Annotated in this window: 12 protein-coding genes; 5 read left to right on the top strand and 7 right to left on the bottom strand. The window is 75.2% G+C overall.

Going from position 1 to position 14396, the window contains the following annotated elements:
- Positions 1-60 precede the first annotated feature (60 nt).
- The gene (locus tag ACZ4M3_RS00925; protein WP_467728939.1) at positions 61-822 is read left to right on the top strand and encodes a methyltransferase domain-containing protein; all 762 of its coding nucleotides are present in this window, start codon (positions 61-63) and stop codon (positions 820-822) included.
- A gap of 225 nt (positions 823-1047) precedes the next feature.
- Entirely contained in the window at positions 1048-2634 is a 1587-nt protein-coding gene (locus tag ACZ4M3_RS00920) for an RNA polymerase sigma factor (RefSeq protein WP_467728937.1), read from the top strand.
- A gap of 64 nt (positions 2635-2698) precedes the next feature.
- On the opposite strand, the gene ACZ4M3_RS00915 is transcribed toward ACZ4M3_RS00920, so the two are convergent.
- The 3 genes from ACZ4M3_RS00915 to ACZ4M3_RS00905 all read right to left on the bottom strand — a co-directional run bounded on the left by ACZ4M3_RS00915 (position 2699) and on the right by ACZ4M3_RS00905 (position 6802).
- Positions 2699-4093 carry an amino acid permease gene (locus ACZ4M3_RS00915; RefSeq protein ID WP_467730084.1) on the bottom strand — a complete coding sequence of 465 codons (1395 nt, stop codon included), beginning with the start codon at positions 4091-4093 and terminating at the stop codon, positions 2699-2701.
- An 86-nt stretch (positions 4094-4179) separates the two neighbouring features.
- Entirely contained in the window at positions 4180-6312 is a 2133-nt protein-coding gene (locus ACZ4M3_RS00910) for a phage holin family protein (RefSeq protein ID WP_467728936.1), read from the bottom strand.
- Positions 6313-6397: 85 nt separating this feature from the next.
- Positions 6398-6802 (bottom strand): hypothetical protein, encoded by a 405-nt coding sequence (locus ACZ4M3_RS00905; protein ID WP_467728934.1) that lies wholly within the window; start codon positions 6800-6802, stop codon positions 6398-6400.
- A gap of 103 nt (positions 6803-6905) precedes the next feature.
- Here ACZ4M3_RS00905 and ACZ4M3_RS00900 point away from each other — a divergent pair, with 103 nt between their 5' ends.
- The gene (locus ACZ4M3_RS00900; RefSeq protein ID WP_467728933.1) at positions 6906-7682 is read left to right on the top strand and encodes an MBL fold metallo-hydrolase; all 777 of its coding nucleotides are present in this window, start codon (positions 6906-6908) and stop codon (positions 7680-7682) included.
- Positions 7679-8287: a DedA family protein gene (locus ACZ4M3_RS00895; RefSeq protein ID WP_467728931.1), complete on the top strand. Its 609-nt coding sequence runs from the start codon at positions 7679-7681 to the stop codon at positions 8285-8287. Before ACZ4M3_RS00900 ends, ACZ4M3_RS00895 begins: the two co-directional genes overlap by 4 nt.
- Positions 8288-8331: 44 nt before the next feature.
- Here ACZ4M3_RS00895 and ACZ4M3_RS00890 read toward each other — a convergent pair whose 3' ends face one another.
- The 3 genes from ACZ4M3_RS00890 to ACZ4M3_RS00880 form a co-directional block, all read right to left on the bottom strand.
- Positions 8332-9378: an MBL fold metallo-hydrolase gene (locus ACZ4M3_RS00890; protein ID WP_467730082.1), complete on the bottom strand. Its 1047-nt coding sequence runs from the start codon at positions 9376-9378 to the stop codon at positions 8332-8334.
- 114 nt (positions 9379-9492) lie between these two features.
- Positions 9493-10731, bottom strand: a complete 1239-nt coding sequence (locus tag ACZ4M3_RS00885) for an aminotransferase class I/II-fold pyridoxal phosphate-dependent enzyme (protein WP_467728929.1) — start codon at positions 10729-10731, stop codon at positions 9493-9495.
- Positions 10732-10827: 96 nt separating this feature from the next.
- The gene (locus ACZ4M3_RS00880; RefSeq protein ID WP_467728928.1) at positions 10828-11400 is read right to left on the bottom strand and encodes a TIGR03086 family metal-binding protein; all 573 of its coding nucleotides are present in this window, start codon (positions 11398-11400) and stop codon (positions 10828-10830) included.
- 190 nt (positions 11401-11590) lie between these two features.
- Here ACZ4M3_RS00880 and ACZ4M3_RS00875 point away from each other — a divergent pair, with 190 nt between their 5' ends.
- A complete protein-coding gene (locus ACZ4M3_RS00875; RefSeq protein ID WP_467728926.1) occupies positions 11591-12400 on the top strand; it encodes a class I SAM-dependent methyltransferase in 810 nt (269 codons plus the stop codon).
- A 4-nt stretch (positions 12401-12404) separates the two neighbouring features.
- On the opposite strand, the gene ACZ4M3_RS00870 is transcribed toward ACZ4M3_RS00875, so the two are convergent.
- Complete coding sequence (locus ACZ4M3_RS00870) at positions 12405-14375, bottom strand: DUF5107 domain-containing protein (RefSeq protein ID WP_467728924.1); 1971 nt, start codon at positions 14373-14375, stop codon at positions 12405-12407.
- Between the last annotated feature and the right edge of the window lie 21 nt (positions 14376-14396).

Genomic DNA, 14396 nt, shown 5'->3' with positions numbered 1-14396 from the left:
GGCCCGGCGGGCGGCGGGAAAGCGGTGGATCACGCGGGCGCGAGCTGGGAGGATCCGGACATGACGCGCACTTTCGACGATCTCGTCGCGGAGGCGGATTCCGTCTCCGTGGCCGGCTGGGACTTCTCCTGGCTCGACGGCCGGGCCACCGAGCAGCGGCCCTCCTGGGGGTACCAGAGGCTGCTGGGCGAGCGGCTGGCCGGCGTCCGGTCCGCCCTGGACATCCAGACCGGCGGCGGGGAGGTGCTCGCGGGCGCCGGGCCGCTGCCCCGGCTGACGGCGGCCACCGAGTCGTGGCCGCCGAACGTGGCCAAGGCCACGCGGCTGCTGCACCCGCTCGGCGCGGTCGTGGTCGTGGACGCCGACGAGCCGCCGCTGCCGTTCGGCGACGAGGCCTTCGAGCTGGTCAGCAGTCGGCACCCGGTGACCGTCTGGTGGGACGAGATCGCCCGCGTGCTGGCTCCGGGCGGCACGTACTTCTCGCAGCAGGTCGGTCCGGCCAGCGTCTTCGAGCTGGTGGAGTACTTCCTCGGGCCGCAGCCGGAGGACGTGCGGCGGGCCCGGCACCCGGACGCCGCCGTCGCCGGGGCACGGGCCGCCGGCCTGGAAATCGCCGATCTGCGCGCGGAGCGGCTGCGCACGGAGTTCCACGACGTCGGAGCCGTGATCTACTTCTTGAGGAAGGTGATCTGGATGGTGCCGGGCTTCACGGTCGGGCGCTACCGCGACCGGCTGCGCGAGCTGCACGAACGGATCGAGCGTGAAGGCTCGTTCGTCGCACATACCGCCCGTTTTCTCATCGAAGCCCGTAAATCGGGCTGAGCGGAGGGCGGGAGGAGGGCGGACGGATCGGGGCCCGATCGGGTTGCGCGGCCACAGCGTGGCGCAGGTCACTCAATTCAGCGCGTAACGAATCGACTCGGGCGTGCGATGAACCGACAGGTGTCCTCGCGCGGCCCGGAATACAGAGCCCCCTGGGGTCTGTTTCCCGAGTTCGCGCGATGATGTCCCGCCCACCCCTTATTTGTTCGCAACGAGAGGCTCCTTGTGTCGCTCAGCCCGTCCCGTACGTTCCCTCCGGAGATCGCCGAATCGGAGGCCCTCGTCGCGCTCGTCGAGCGCGGCCGCGAGCAGGGTCACATCAACGGTGACGATGTGCGTCAGGCCTTCGAGGCCGGCCGCATCCCGGTGGACCAGTGGAAGCGGGTCCTGCGCAGCCTGAACCAGGTCCTGGACGAGGAGGGTGTCGCACTGCACGTCAGCGCGGCCCCCGCCACGAAGGCCGCCGTCAAGAAGCCCCGCAAGGCGGCGGCCGCGCCTGCCCGCACCGTGACCAAGAAGGCGACCGCCGCGCCGCGCCCGATCGGCGCGCGCAAGGCCTCGGCCGGCGCGGCCCCCGCCGCCGCTGCGGCGATATCCGCTGCGCCGGCCACCGCCGAGGACGAGGTGACGGCCGAGGCCGCCGCCGAGCCCAAGAAGCGCGTGGTCAAGAAGACCGCCGCCAAGAAGGCCACGGCCACGAAGAAGACGGCCGCGGCGAAGAAGACCGGCGCCAAGGACTCCGACGAGGCCGAGACCCCGGCCGTCGAGGGTGAGGACTGGGCGGCCGAGGACCTCGCCGACGAGGTCGAGGAAGAGGCCCCCAAGGCCGGCGGCACCCAGGGATTCGTGCTGTCCGACGACGACGAGGACGACGCCCCGGCGCAGACGGTCATGGTGGCAGGCGCCACCGCCGACCCCGTCAAGGACTACCTCAAGCTGATCGGCAAGGTGCCGCTGCTCAACGCCGAGCAGGAGGTCGAGCTCGCCAAGCGCATCGAGGCGGGCCTGTTCTCCGAGTACAAGCTCGAAGAGGAGGAGGACCACAAGCCCGCGTTCAAGCGCGAGCTGGAGATCCTCGTCGAAGACGGCCGCCGCGCGAAGAACCACCTGCTGGAGGCCAACCTCCGCCTCGTGGTCTCGCTCGCCAAGCGCTACACGGGCCGCGGCATGCTCTTCCTGGACCTGATCCAGGAGGGCAACGTCGGTCTGATCCGCGCCGTGGAGAAGTTCGACTACACCAAGGGCTTCAAGTTCTCCACGTACGCGACCTGGTGGATCCGGCAGGCGATCACCCGCGCCATGGCCGACCAGTCGCGCACCATCCGCATCCCCGTGCACATGGTCGAGATCATCAACAAGCTGGCCCGCGTCCAGCGCCAGATGCTCCAGGACCTCGGCCGGGAGCCCACTCCGGAGGAGCTGGGCAAGGAGCTCGACATGACCCCGGAGAAGGTCATCGAGGTCCAGAAGTACGGCCGCGAGCCGATCTCCCTGCACACCCCGCTGGGTGAGGAGGGCGACAGCGAGTTCGGTGACCTCATCGAGGACTCCGAGGCCGTGGTCCCGGCCGACGCGGTGTCGTTCACCTTCCTCCAGGAGCAGCTCCAGTCCATCCTGGGCACGCTCTCCGAGCGTGAGGCGGGTGTCGTCTCCATGCGTTACGGCCTCAACGACGGCCAGCCGAAGACGCTGGACGAGATCGGCCGCGTGTACGGGGTCACCCGTGAGCGCATCCGCCAGATCGAGTCCAAGACCATGTCGAAGCTGCGCCACCCGTCGCGGTCCCAGGTGCTGCGCGACTACCTGGACTGATCGGACCGGACACGAACCGGCCCGGGCCCCCGTGCGTACGGGGGCCCGGGCCGGTTTTCGTGGCTCACGCCTGCGGCCGGCCGGCCCGTCGCGCCGCCATCACGGCGTAGCAGAAGACGCCCGCGAAGAGGAACAGGACGCCCTGGTAGACGGCCGCGTACCCGGAGCCCGCCACCAGCCACATGGAGAAGGCGAAGGCCAGGCAGGCCAGGGCGGCGTCGCGGACCAGCCGGCCGCGCCGGACGCGGGAGCGCTGCCCGGAGGCCAGGAAGTACACCTGCGCGGCGGTGGACAGCAGGTAGGGGACGGTCGCCGTGAAGGTGGTGACCAGCACCAGGACCTCGAAGACGCCGTCGCCGCCGGCGGTGTAGTTGTAGACGGTCAGCGCGGAGGCCAGGACGGCGGTCACCAGGACGCCGGCCACCGGGACCCCGCGCCGCTTCGTCTCGAAGACCTTGGGGAAGAGCCCGTCCCGAGCGGCCGCGTACGGGGTCTGCGCGCTGAGCAGGGTCCAGCCGTTGAGGGCGCCGACCATCGAGATCACCGCGGCGCAGGCGACCAGGGTGCCGCCCCAGGTGCCGCCGAACATGGCGTCGACGGCGTCGGAGAAGGGCGCCTGGGAGGTGACGAGCTTGTCGTGGGCGACCAGCCCGAAGACGGCCAGGGTGCCCAGCAGGTAGACGGCGGCCGCGCCCGTGGTGCCGAGGACGGTGGCCCGGCCGACGTTGCGGGCCGGGTCGCGGACCTCACCGGCGCTGACGGCGGCGGACTCGACGCCGAGGTAGCTGAACAGCAGGATCGCGGCGGCGGCGGAGACCGCTCCGACGGGGCTCTGGCCGGTCGCCCGGAAGGGGCCCAGGTTCGCCGCGTCGAAGGAGAACAGCCCGCCGACGGCCACCAGCAGGAGCGGCGCGAACTTGAGCACGGTCGAGACGAGTTGGACGGCGCCCACGTACCGGGTGCCGGCCAGGTTGGCGAGCGCCGGCAGCCACTGCACGGCGAGGGCGCCCAGGCACATGGACCACGTGTGCTCCCCGAGCGCCGGGAAGAGCACCCGGAGGTAGCCGACGGCGGCCACGGCGAGGGCCGCGTTCGAGACCCAGGTGGTGATCCAGTAGCTCCAGGCGGCGAGGAACCCGGCGAAGTCGCCGAAGGCCGCGCGGGCGTAGACGTACGGGCCGCCGGTCTGCGGGAGCCGCTCCGCCAGGCGGCCGAAGACGAGGGCGAGGGCGACCGCGCCGACGGTGAGCACGCCGAAGGCGACGAGGCTGATCGTGCCGAAGGGGGCCACCGAGGCGGGCAGCAGGAAGATGCCGCCGCCGATGATGTTGCCCATGACCAGGCAGGTGGCGACCGGCAGACCGAAGCGGCGGGCGTGCGGGCCGGCCGCGCCGTCGGCGGGAGCGGCGGCGGGGCCGGATTCCGGTGTGGTCTCCGGTGCGGTTTCCGGGGCGTTCAGGGTGGTGCTCACGGGTGGTGCGCCTCAGGTGTTTCATATGCTGGACGGGTCGACATATCGTCGTGCACACCAAAAGCCGCACCAAATCAGCGGTTTTCGTCCCGTACGGGCACCCCTGCGGACGGAAAGATTCCGCTCGGGGCGGTCTCCGGCCGGGAATCCTCCGCCGCCGCCTCCGCCACCTCCGACGCCGCTTCCACCGGCACCTGCGGCCCGTCCGCCTCGCGCAGCCAGCGCCGCATGACGTGGTGCACGGCTTCCGCGCCCACCAGCGCGGGTCCCGGATCCGACAGCTCCGGCGGCCACATCAAGAACGCCTGGCCCTGCTCCCCGCCGAGCCCGCCGTGCGAGCCGATCTGCTCCTCGAAGGCGTGCACCACCCCGGTCCGCGGGTCGCAGGCCGAGTTGACCATGATGTCGGCCACGTGCGGGAAGGAGTCCGTGCGGCGGACGGCCTCGGCCGCGCCCGGGCCGAAGGCCGCCAGCAGGGCCTCCGCCTCGCCGGGGCGGTCCAGCCGGGCCACCGCGCCGTCCGCGCCCAGGACCTCACCGTCCACCAGGAGGAAGCCGATCCCCGGATGGTTGGCCAGGGTGGACAGCAGGGCGGGGTGGGCGCGCTCGATCCAGGCCCGGCCCGCCCGCCCGGGCAGGTCCGGGAAGGAGACCAGCCCGAGGTTGCCCGACGCCAGGACCACCGGCTCGGAGCCCGTCGCCGGGTGCGCCTCCTCCCCCTCCTCCACCGGCCGGTGCAGGGCGGCGAGCACCGCCGCCCGGGCCTCGGCGCCGCTGCGGGTGCGCCCCGCCCGGCGGGAGACCGGCAGCCCGCAGCCGGCCCGGACCAGGTCCTTCAAGGTGAGCCCGTACCGGCCGCGGAAGGTCTCCCCCGGGCTCTGGCCGTGGTCCGAGAGCAGCACGATCCGGTAGGCGCGGGGGGCGTGCTCGGCGACCCGGGTGATCAGCGCGAGGCTGCGGTCGAGGCGGGCCAGCACCCGGTCGGTGTCCGGGCCGTGCGGTCCGGAGTGGTGCGCGACCTCGTCGTAGGCCACCAGGTCGGCGTAGACGGCGGCGCGGCCGGCCAGCATGTCCCCGATCACCGCCGCGACGACCACGTCCCGTTCCACGACGGTCGCGAAGGCCCGGATCAGCGGGTAGAGGCCGCCGCGGCCGACGCACGGGCGCTGGCGCCGGAGCCGGGAACGCAGCGACTGGCCGATCTCCCGGCCCACCTCGGCGACGAAGGAGACGGCGGTACGGACGGCGTTGGCCGGGTCCGAGAAGTACGCGAAGTAGCCCGCACGGGAGCGGTTGGCGCGACCGCGCCGGGCGGAGAGGGAGAGCACCAGCGCGAGCTGGTCGGCGCCCCCGCTGAACAGGTTGCCGCGGCTGGCCCCGTCGAGGGTGAGCAGCCCCCCGTCCCCGGTGCGGGCGATGGCGCGCCGCTGGAGTTCGGCGGCGCCGGCCGGGCGGTTGCAGACCATCACCTCGCCGGTGTCCTTCTCGTACCAGCGGAAGGCCGGTACGTCGAAGGTGGAGCCGTGCAGGATGCCGAGCTGGCTGGCGCCGGTCTGGCTGGACCAGTCCGTGCGCCACGGCATGAGGCGGTGGCCCCGCTCCAGCAGGCCGGCCGCCGTCGGCAGCAGGCCGCGGTCCAGCGCCCGGCGCAGTTCCTCGTGTCCGACGCCGTCCAGCTGGAGGAAGACCAGGCCGGGCGCCGGCCGGGCCCCACCGCTGGCCGCGGCCCCGGGCCCGCGGCGGCGACGCCGGTCGGCGAGCCGGTAGAGCCTGCGGCGGTACGCGTCGTCGTCCCGTACGGCCAGCGCGGTGGAGGTCGCCGACGCCACCGCGGACATCGCCGCGGCGACGAGCACCGCCGTCTCGGGGGCCACCTCGCCGTGGCCGTCGGGGACCAGGCCGATCGCGAGCAGCAGCAGCGAGCCGTTGAGGAAGAACACGAGCAGGCCGAGGACCAGCGCGGGCACCAGCAGCAGGGCCCGCACGACCAGCGGCCACACCAGCGCGCTCAGCAGGCCGAAGGCCCCCGCGCCCCAGGCGGCCGTCAGCCCGATCCGGGTGGGGCTGTCGCCGCCGGGGCCCGCCGCCTGGAGGCGGAAGTCCGGCAGGACGCCCGCGAGCACGAGCATGGTCAGCGTGGACACCGCCCACACCAGGATCACCCGCACCAGCGCACTGCCCGCGCTCCGCCACCGCCGTCGCCCCACACCGCACCCCCGCTCCCGTCTCCCCTGCCAGCGTCGCACGGGTCGGGTCGTCCGGGAGGGTGACGCGGAAGGTCCCCGGGGGGGGTTACGTGCCGTCGTAGCCGGCGGTCGGCATGGAGAGCCGGCGGTGCACCTCGGCCTTCATGGCGGAGGTGTAGGTGGGTTCGTCCTGCCCCGCCGTCTCCAGCCGTACGCCGCGCCGCGCGCACTCGGCGGTGAACTCCTCGACGGAGCGCAGCGCGCGGGCCAGGACCCGGCGGTTGGCGGTGACGAACAGGTCGACCTGCCCGGCGTCGACGTCGCGCCAGAGCCCGCAGTGGTCGGGCCGCAGGCCGTAGACCAGCAGGTGCCGGGTCACGACGTACCCGCGGTCGGCGGCCCAGCGCGCGCACATGGCGTGCTGGCCGCGGGTGTCCACGGCGAAGGGGTCGGCATCGAGTTCCTCGAGCGGGGCCAGGCTGGCGATCGCGGCCACGCGCAGCGCATCCATGGCGGCAGACCCTACTCCGATCCCCGGCCCGGGAGGAGGGGGCGACCGGTCACGGTTGCGCGGGCTTCGGCCTACTCTCGGGGGGACGAGGAGGGAGATCCGCGTGGCGGTGGAGATCACCTGGTGGGGGCATGCCACCTGCACGGTGGAGGACTCCGGCGTACGGGTGCTGACGGACCCGCTGTTCGCCCGGCGGCTCGCGCACCTCAGGCGGCGGCGCGGGGCGCTGCCGCCGCCCCGGGCGGCCGACGCCGATGTGGTGCTGGTCTCGCACCTGCACGCCGACCACCTGCACCTGCCCTCGCTGGCCCGGCTCGCGCCCGGGACCGGACTGCTGGTGCCGCGGGGGGCGGTGCGGGCGGTACCGGCACTGGCGCGGCTCGCGGCCGCGGGCGGGCTGACGTTGACGGAAGTGGCGCCGGGCGAGGAGGTCGCCGTACCCGGCGGGCTGCGCGTCCGGGCGGTCAGCGCGCGGCACGACGGGCGGCGGCTGCCGTTCGGCCCGCACCGGGCCCCGGCGCTCGGGTACGTGGTGCGGGGCTCGGCGCGGACGTACTTCGCCGGGGACACCGGACTGTTCGACACGATGGCCGAGGAGGTCGGGCCGGTGGACGTGGCACTGCTCCCGGTGGGCGGCTGGGGTCCGTACCTGGGCCCGGGGCACCTGGACGCGGGCCGGGCGGCGCGGGCGCTCGCGGAGCTGGCTCCGGCGGCGGCGGTTCCGGTGCACTACGGGACGTACTGGCCGATCGGGATGGACGCCGTCCGGCCGCACGAGTTCCACTCCCCCGGCGAGGAGTTCGTCCGCCTCGCGGCCCGGCTGGCCCCGAAGGTGACGGTACGGGCCCTCGCGCACGGCGATCGGGTGCGGCTGCCGTGACGCTGTGGCAGGAGGCGGCGGAGAGCAGCCCGCAGGCCGTGGGCTACCCGGCGTTGTTCGTGCTGGTGGCACTGGGCGCACTGGTGCCGGTGATCCCGACCGGGGCGCTGGTGAGTTCGGCCGCCGTGGTTGCGTTCCATCAGCCGACGCCGCCCTTCGGTCTGTTGCTGGTGTTCGGCGTGTCCGCGCTCGCGGCGTTCCTCGGGGACCTCGCGCTGTACTGGCTCGGGCGCAGCGGAGCGCGCTCGCGGGGCGGCTCGCGGTGGCTGGAGCGGCTGCGGGGCCGGGCCACGCCGGAGCGGCTGGCGCAGGCGCAGCGCAGGCTCGACGAGAACGGCGTGACGGTCCTGGTGGTCTCGCGGCTGGTCCCGGCCGGGCGGATCCCGGTGATGCTGGCCTGCCTGCTGGCGGGGCTGCCGCTGCGGCGGTTCGCGCGGGGCGACGGGCCGGCGTGCCTGGTGTGGGCGGCCACATACGGGCTGATCGGGATCCTGGGCGGGGCGCTGTTCGCGCAGCCGTGGCAGGGGGTGGCCGTGGCGGTGGGGGTGACCCTGCTGATCAGCGCGGCCCCGGCGCTGTGGCACCGGCTGCGGCCGCCGCCCTGACCCGGACCGGTCTGCGGGGCGCGGCCGGTCTGCGGGGGCGTGGCTCAGAAGGCGCGGGAGGCGCCGATGGGCAGGTCCCACAGGCACTCGCGCGGCAGCCCGGCACGGGACCACGCGGCGCGCACCCGGTGCAGGGGTTCGATCACGGGTTCCGCCGAGAGGACGAACGTGGCCCAGTGCATGGGCGCCATCCGGCGGGCCCCGACGTCCAGGCAGGCCCGGACCGCTTCCTCGGGGTCGGTGTGCACGTCGCGCAGCCACCAGCGCGGCGCGTAGGCGCCGATGGGCAGGAGGGCGAGGTCGATACCGGGGTGCCGTCGGCCGATCTCGCCGAACCAGTGGCCGTAGCCGGTGTCCCCCGCGAAGTAGACCTTCTTGCCCGTGGCCGCGTCCGTCAGCACCCAGCCGCCCCACAGGGTCCGGCAGCTGTCCAGCAGGGTCCGCTTCGACCAGTGGTGGGCGGGGACGAAGTCGAAGCGTACGCCGTCCAGTTCGGCCGCCTCCCACCAGTCGAGCTCGGTGACCCGGGTGAACCCGCGGCGGCGGAACCAGCGGGCCAGGCCGGCCGGGACGAAGACGGCGGTGTGCCGGGGCAGCCGCTTGAGGGTGGGGGCGTCGAGGTGGTCGAAGTGGTTGTGGCTGATCACCACCGCGTCCACGGGCGGCAGTTGCGCCCAGGGCACGCCCACGGGCGTCATCCGGGCCGGGGTCCCGAGGATCCGCCGGGACCACACGGGGTCGGTCAGTACGGTGAGCCCGCCGGCCCGCAGCACCCAGCTGGCGTGCCCCGCCCAGGTGGCGCACACCGTCCCGGGGGCCGACGGGGGCAGCGGGGCCGGCCGGTACGGCAGGTCGGGGATTCCGGTGAGCCCTTCGGCGCCCGGCCGGAAGGCGCCCTCGCGGGCCAGCCGGGCGAGGGCCCGTACGCCGGGCAGCGGGGTGGTCAGCCGGTCGGCGAACGAGCGGGGCCAGGAGCGGAGTTCCCCGAGCGGCCGGGGCGCGGGCAGGGCGGGGGCCGGGGGCGCGGCGGGGCCCGCGGGCGGGGCCGGGGCGGCGGCCGGAGCCGGGGCCGGCTCGGGGTGGACGGGCACGGGCCGCGCCGCGCCCGCGCGTACGGCCCGGACCGCCCTCTCGGGCCCGACGGCGTCCTTCTGGTCCCTCACGAGAAGTCTCCGTTCGCCTGCTCGGTCGCCTTGGTCGTCGGTTCAGTCGGCCAGGGCCGCCAGCACCGACCGGAGCCGGTCCAGGCAGGCCCGTACGTGCGGCAGCTCCAGGGGCTCCCGGGCGGTGAGGGAGGCCAGCCGCTGCTCGGGGCCGGACCCCAGCAGCGGTCCCGTCGACAGGCGTACCCGCAGCGCGTCGGGTGCGTCCGCGAACCGCTGGCCGCCGGGGGTCGGCGCGCCCAGCCGGGCGCCGAGCCAGTCCTCCAGGTCCATCGCGTCGCCCACCCCGTGGCGGGCCAGCCCGGTGCGGAGCGGGGAGAGGTCCGCGTACAGGTGGCGGCCGGCCTGCGGGGGCCGGGCGAACGCCCCGGCGGCGAGCAGCTCGTGGTGCGCCGCGGCGGCCACCGTGCCGTGCAGGGCGGCGGCCGCGTACGCCCGTTCGGAGACGGCGTCGGGCTCGTGGAGCGCGTGCGCGGCGGCCCCGGCGACCGGCCCGGCGACGAGCGCGCCGGTGGCGGCGAGGACGTCGAGCGTGCGCGCCCGCAGCCCGCTTCCGCGCGCGGTGCCGGGAAACCGGACCACCGCCGCGGGCCAGCCGGAGGGCAGCAGTGACCCGGACAGGTCGACCAGCACGGCGGCCCGGTCGGGGAGCATCTCGGCGGGACTCAGCACCAGCGTCTCGTGCGGCCGGTGCACGGTGTCGCGCCAGCTCTCGTCGCTCACCACGAACAACCCGGCGGACTCGGCGGCCTCGCAGGCCTCGCGCACCATCTCGGGCGGCGGCACGGTGGCGGTCGGGTCGTCGGCGACGGACAGCAACAGGATCCGCGGGTCCCCGCCCTCGGCGCGCACCCGCCGGACGGTTTCCAGCAGGGCGTACGGATCGGGTACGCCGCCGCACTCGGCGGGCGTCGGCACGTGGTAGGCGCGCCGTCCCAGGAGCCGGACCTGCGGTGTCCACCAGGCGGGACAGGGCCGGGGCAGCAGCACGTCGCCGCCGTACGCGCCGAGCAGCGCGAGCAGCAGCCCCGGCGCGCCGGGCCCCGCCGCGACGTCTTCGGGCCGGCTGGGCAGTCCGCGCCGGGCCCAGAAGCGGCAGGCGGCCCCCCGCACCGCCGCACCGCCGCCCGGGGGCTCGGGGGCGGCCCGTCCGGCGGCCCGGGCGAGGACGGCGGTGAGTTCGGGCAGGACCGGCAGGCCGGGCTGCGGAGCGGGCGGTCCGTCGCGGACGTTGCCGCGCTCCTGCGCCGTGCTCCGCCCCGGCCCCGCCGTCCCCGACATCGCGCCGCCGCCTTCCGTCGTTCCGTCCCCGGGCACCTCTCCGCCGGATCATGCCCTTTATACGGTTATTTACCCGCTATCGCCCGCCCGTGCGGGTCAGGCCCGCCTCCCCAGCAGCCCCAGCAGCCGGGTCTGCGCGTCCGCACCCGGCGGCACCTCCAGCGGCTCGGCGAACATCCCGGAGGAGGCGAGCGCGTCCGCGTACGGCAGGACCTCCTTGAGCGAGAACTCGACGAGGCCGTCCGGCATCCGGTCGTCGGCGCCGATGGCCCGCGAGAGGTCCCAGGCGTGGACGACGCAGTCGGCGGTCAGTTCCGAGCAGTACGCCGACCCGAGTACGGGTCCGTACGAGAGCCGCACCGTCCTGCCGAGGGCGCCGGGCGCGGCGAACGCCGAGTGCGCGGCGACGGCCGCCCGGTCCCAGGCGGCCACCGGGTCCGCGCCGAGCAGGTCGCCGGAGAGTTCGTCGCCGACTTCGGCGACCGTGCGGCCCTCGGTGAGCAGCGGCGGCACCCAGAGCTGCTCTCCGGTGACGTGGTTGACCAGGTCCCGCACGGTCCACTCGGTGCAGGGGGTCGGGGCGCCCCACTGCCCGTCCGTTACGGCGCGCACCCGCGCACCGAACAGCCGCAGCGCCTCGGCGTGCTGTCGGAGCAGGGTTCCGGGCATGGGTCCCACCGTCCTCGGGCGTGCTCGCTCCCCCTGGGGCCCACTGTCCTCGCACCCCGGTTGACCTGCCACCGACCAGGGCAGCGCCCTTGCCAGGCAGCAGGCGTGTCCATATGTCAAAACGCATATCTCAGATTGCGAGCGGATCCTCTACGGTGATCACACGCTTCGACGAGGAGGAGTCACCGCCATGAAGGAGACCGTCTACACGCACGGCCACCACGAGTCGGTCCTGCGTTCGCACCGCTGGCGCACCGCCCGGAACTCGGCCGCGTACCTGACCGGCGAACTGCGGCCGGGCATGTCGGTCCTGGACGTGGGCTGCGGCCCCGGCACCATCACCGCGGACCTGGCGGAACTGGTCTCCCCGGGCGGCCGGGTCACGGCGGTCGACGCGGCGGCCGAAGTCCTGGAACAGGCCCGGGCGTACGTGGCGGAGCGCGCACCCGGCGTACCCGTCGAGTTCGCCACCGCGGACGTGCACGCGCTGGACTTCCCGGACGGGTCCTTCGACGTGGTCCACGCCCACCAGGTGCTCCAGCACGTCGGGGATCCGGTACGGGCGCTGCGCGAGATGCGGCGGGTGTGCCGGCCGGGCGGGATCGTGGCGGCGCGCGACGCGGACTACGCGGCGATGACCTGGTTCCCGCAGACGCCGGGCCTGGAGGACTGGCAGAGCCTGTACCGCCGGGTGGCACGGGCCAACGGCGGCGAACCGGACGCGGGGCGACGGCTGCTGTCGTGGGCGCGGGCGGCCGGGTTCACCGAGGTGGCGTCCTCGGCGACGTCCTGGTGCTACGCCACCGCGGAGGAGGTCGCCTGGTGGTCCTCCCTGTGGGCGGACCGCACGACGGACTCGGCGTACGCGTCGCTCGCGACGTCGGGCGGCCACGCCACCCCGGCCGGACTGACCGCGATCGCCGAGGCGTGGCACGCCTGGGGCGCGGCCCCGGACGCCTGGTTCTCGGTCCTGAACGGGGAGATCCTGGCCCGCGCCTGAGCGGTCAGGGCGACTTGGGGCGCATGCGGAAGTCGTAGGCCGGGGGCAGGGGGCGGTCCGTGAGCGCCGACCAGACGTGTTCCAGGGTTTCTTCCCCCTCGCGCAGGTCCGGCACCTCGAAGCCGTCCTCGAAGACCCGCCGGGCCGCGCCGAGGTGGCCCTCCGCCGCCAGCAGCCGCGCCGCGAGGAGCCGGAACCGGCCGTGTTCGCGCAGGGCGGGCCGCAGCCGGTCCCAGACCGAGCGCGCCGCCGCGAGCCGGCCGGCCGCCAGGAGGGCCGTCAGCGCCTCCCGGCCCAGCGCAGATTCCGCAGCGAGCCACGGTTCGCCGCCCCGGCTCTCCTGCGCCAGGTCCTCGAAGGCCTCCGTGTAGCGGTCCGCCGCCCGCCCGGCGTCACCGGCCAGCGCGTCGGCCACCGCCAGGCAGCGCAGCAGCGGCCACCTGGAGGGCGCGAGCGCCAGGCCGCGCTCCCAGCTGCGTACGGCCTGGGCCACGTCCCCGGCGTGCCACTGGGCGACGCCCAGGTGGTACTCGGTCAGCGGGTCGGCGGGGGCGGTCTCCAGCATGTCCCGCCAGTGCGGGGCCACCAGGGTGTCCCCCGGCGGAGCCACCCGGCGCGGCGCCGGGAAGACGCCGGTCCGCCACAGTTCCAGCCAGGGCGCCTGCGCCTCCCCCAGGGTGGCCTCCGGGAACGGGGTCCCGGGCAGCTTGAAACCCTCGCAGAGCACCTCCAGCGCGCCCCACCCGGAGCCGGTCGCCAGCCGCTCCCCCGGCTCGGCGTCGGCCGAGCCGCGCCATGCCGCGTACGCCGCCTCCACCCGCTCGGCGGGCAGCGCGGCCTCCAGGGCCGCCGCGGCCGCGCCGCGCGCCGCCGCCCAGTCGGGGCCGTGCACCGCGGCGGGGTCCGCGCGGAGCGGCCCGTACGCCTCCAGCCAGCTGAACTCCGCCCCGGCTTCCAGGCGTACGTGCTCCAGCTGGGTCCGGGCGAGCCCGGCCTGGATCTCGGCGTAGCCGCCCGTACCGGGCTCGGTGAGCCACTCCTGCCAGCGCCGGCCGCCGTCGCCCGCGCCCCAGGTGAACAGCTTGCGCCCGCGCAGCAGCCCGGTGGAGGTCTGGACGAGGCCGCGGCCCTCGGCGTCGAGGGAGGCGATCCACGGCCGGGCGTCTGCCGGGAGCTCGTAGAAGTAGTCGGCGGGGTGCGCGCCGCGCGGCGGGTAGGTGCGGTCCGCGCCGTCCCAGTCCGGGACCGGGATCCGCCGCAGCGAGCGCTCGTAACCGAAGTGCCAGGCCTCGTCCGCCGGCGCCAGCACGCGGCTGCCGGGGTCGTCGGGGACGGCGGTGTTGGACCACCAGTAGACCGGGGCGGGCCGCTCGTGCGGGTTGCGCACGCGGACGCCCACGTACAGGAACTCCGACTCCTGCGGCAGCCACAGGTCCACCTGGAACGGCAGGTCGCGCAGCCGCTCCCACTCCCACAGCCGGACCATCACGCCGCCGTCCGGGGCCGGGACGAGCGCGGCGTGCAGCGGGGCGCAGGACAGGGTGGTGTGCCCGGTGGCGCCGATGTTCCATTCCACGCCGCCCGAGAACCAGGCGCCGTTGAGGGCGAAGTTCGCGGGCTGGAACACCGGGTTGCGGTACAGGAGTTCGCGGCCGGTCGGGAGGTGGAGGAGCGAGTGGATCCGGCCGCCGAGCCCGGGCAGCACCGTGACGCGCAGGTGGGCGTTCTCGATGACGACGGCTTCGAAGTCGCGCCTGCGCCGGGCGCGTTCGTACCCGTCGCGGAGCCGTACGGGCAGCAGCGAGCGCAGCGGTTCGTAGCCGATCTGCCGGGCCATGTCGCGCGGCAGCCCCTGCCGCGCCCGCTCGTCCAGTACGTGTACCTCGGCGGGCGCGCGCAGGGCGGGCAGTGGGTTCTCGGGGCCGAGCGGGGCGGCGGGGAGGGTCAGCTGGGCACGTCGGACGGTGGTGGCCATGAAGGAATGGAACACGCCGCA

Source organism: Streptomyces sp. NPDC026522 (assembly GCF_055567555.1).
Note: the sequence above shows the minus strand (reverse complement) of the source record. Positions and strands in the feature narration are given on the sequence as shown.

Bases quoted from the DNA above. Each gene is read 5' to 3' on its own strand.
- ACZ4M3_RS00875 (WP_467728926.1), top strand. From the start codon at position 11,591: ATGAAGGAGACCGTCTACACGCACGGCCACCACGAGTCGGTCCTGCGT.
- ACZ4M3_RS00925 (WP_467728939.1), top strand. From the start codon at position 61: ATGACGCGCACTTTCGACGATCTCGTCGCGGAGGCGGATTCCGTCTCC.
- ACZ4M3_RS00885 (WP_467728929.1), bottom strand. From the start codon at position 10,731: ATGTCGGGGACGGCGGGGCCGGGGCGGAGCACGGCGCAGGAGCGCGGC.
- ACZ4M3_RS00905 (WP_467728934.1), bottom strand. From the start codon at position 6,802: ATGGATGCGCTGCGCGTGGCCGCGATCGCCAGCCTGGCCCCGCTCGAG.
- ACZ4M3_RS00880 (WP_467728928.1), bottom strand. From the start codon at position 11,400: ATGCCCGGAACCCTGCTCCGACAGCACGCCGAGGCGCTGCGGCTGTTC.
- ACZ4M3_RS00870 (WP_467728924.1), bottom strand. From the start codon at position 14,375: ATGGCCACCACCGTCCGACGTGCCCAGCTGACCCTCCCCGCCGCCCCG.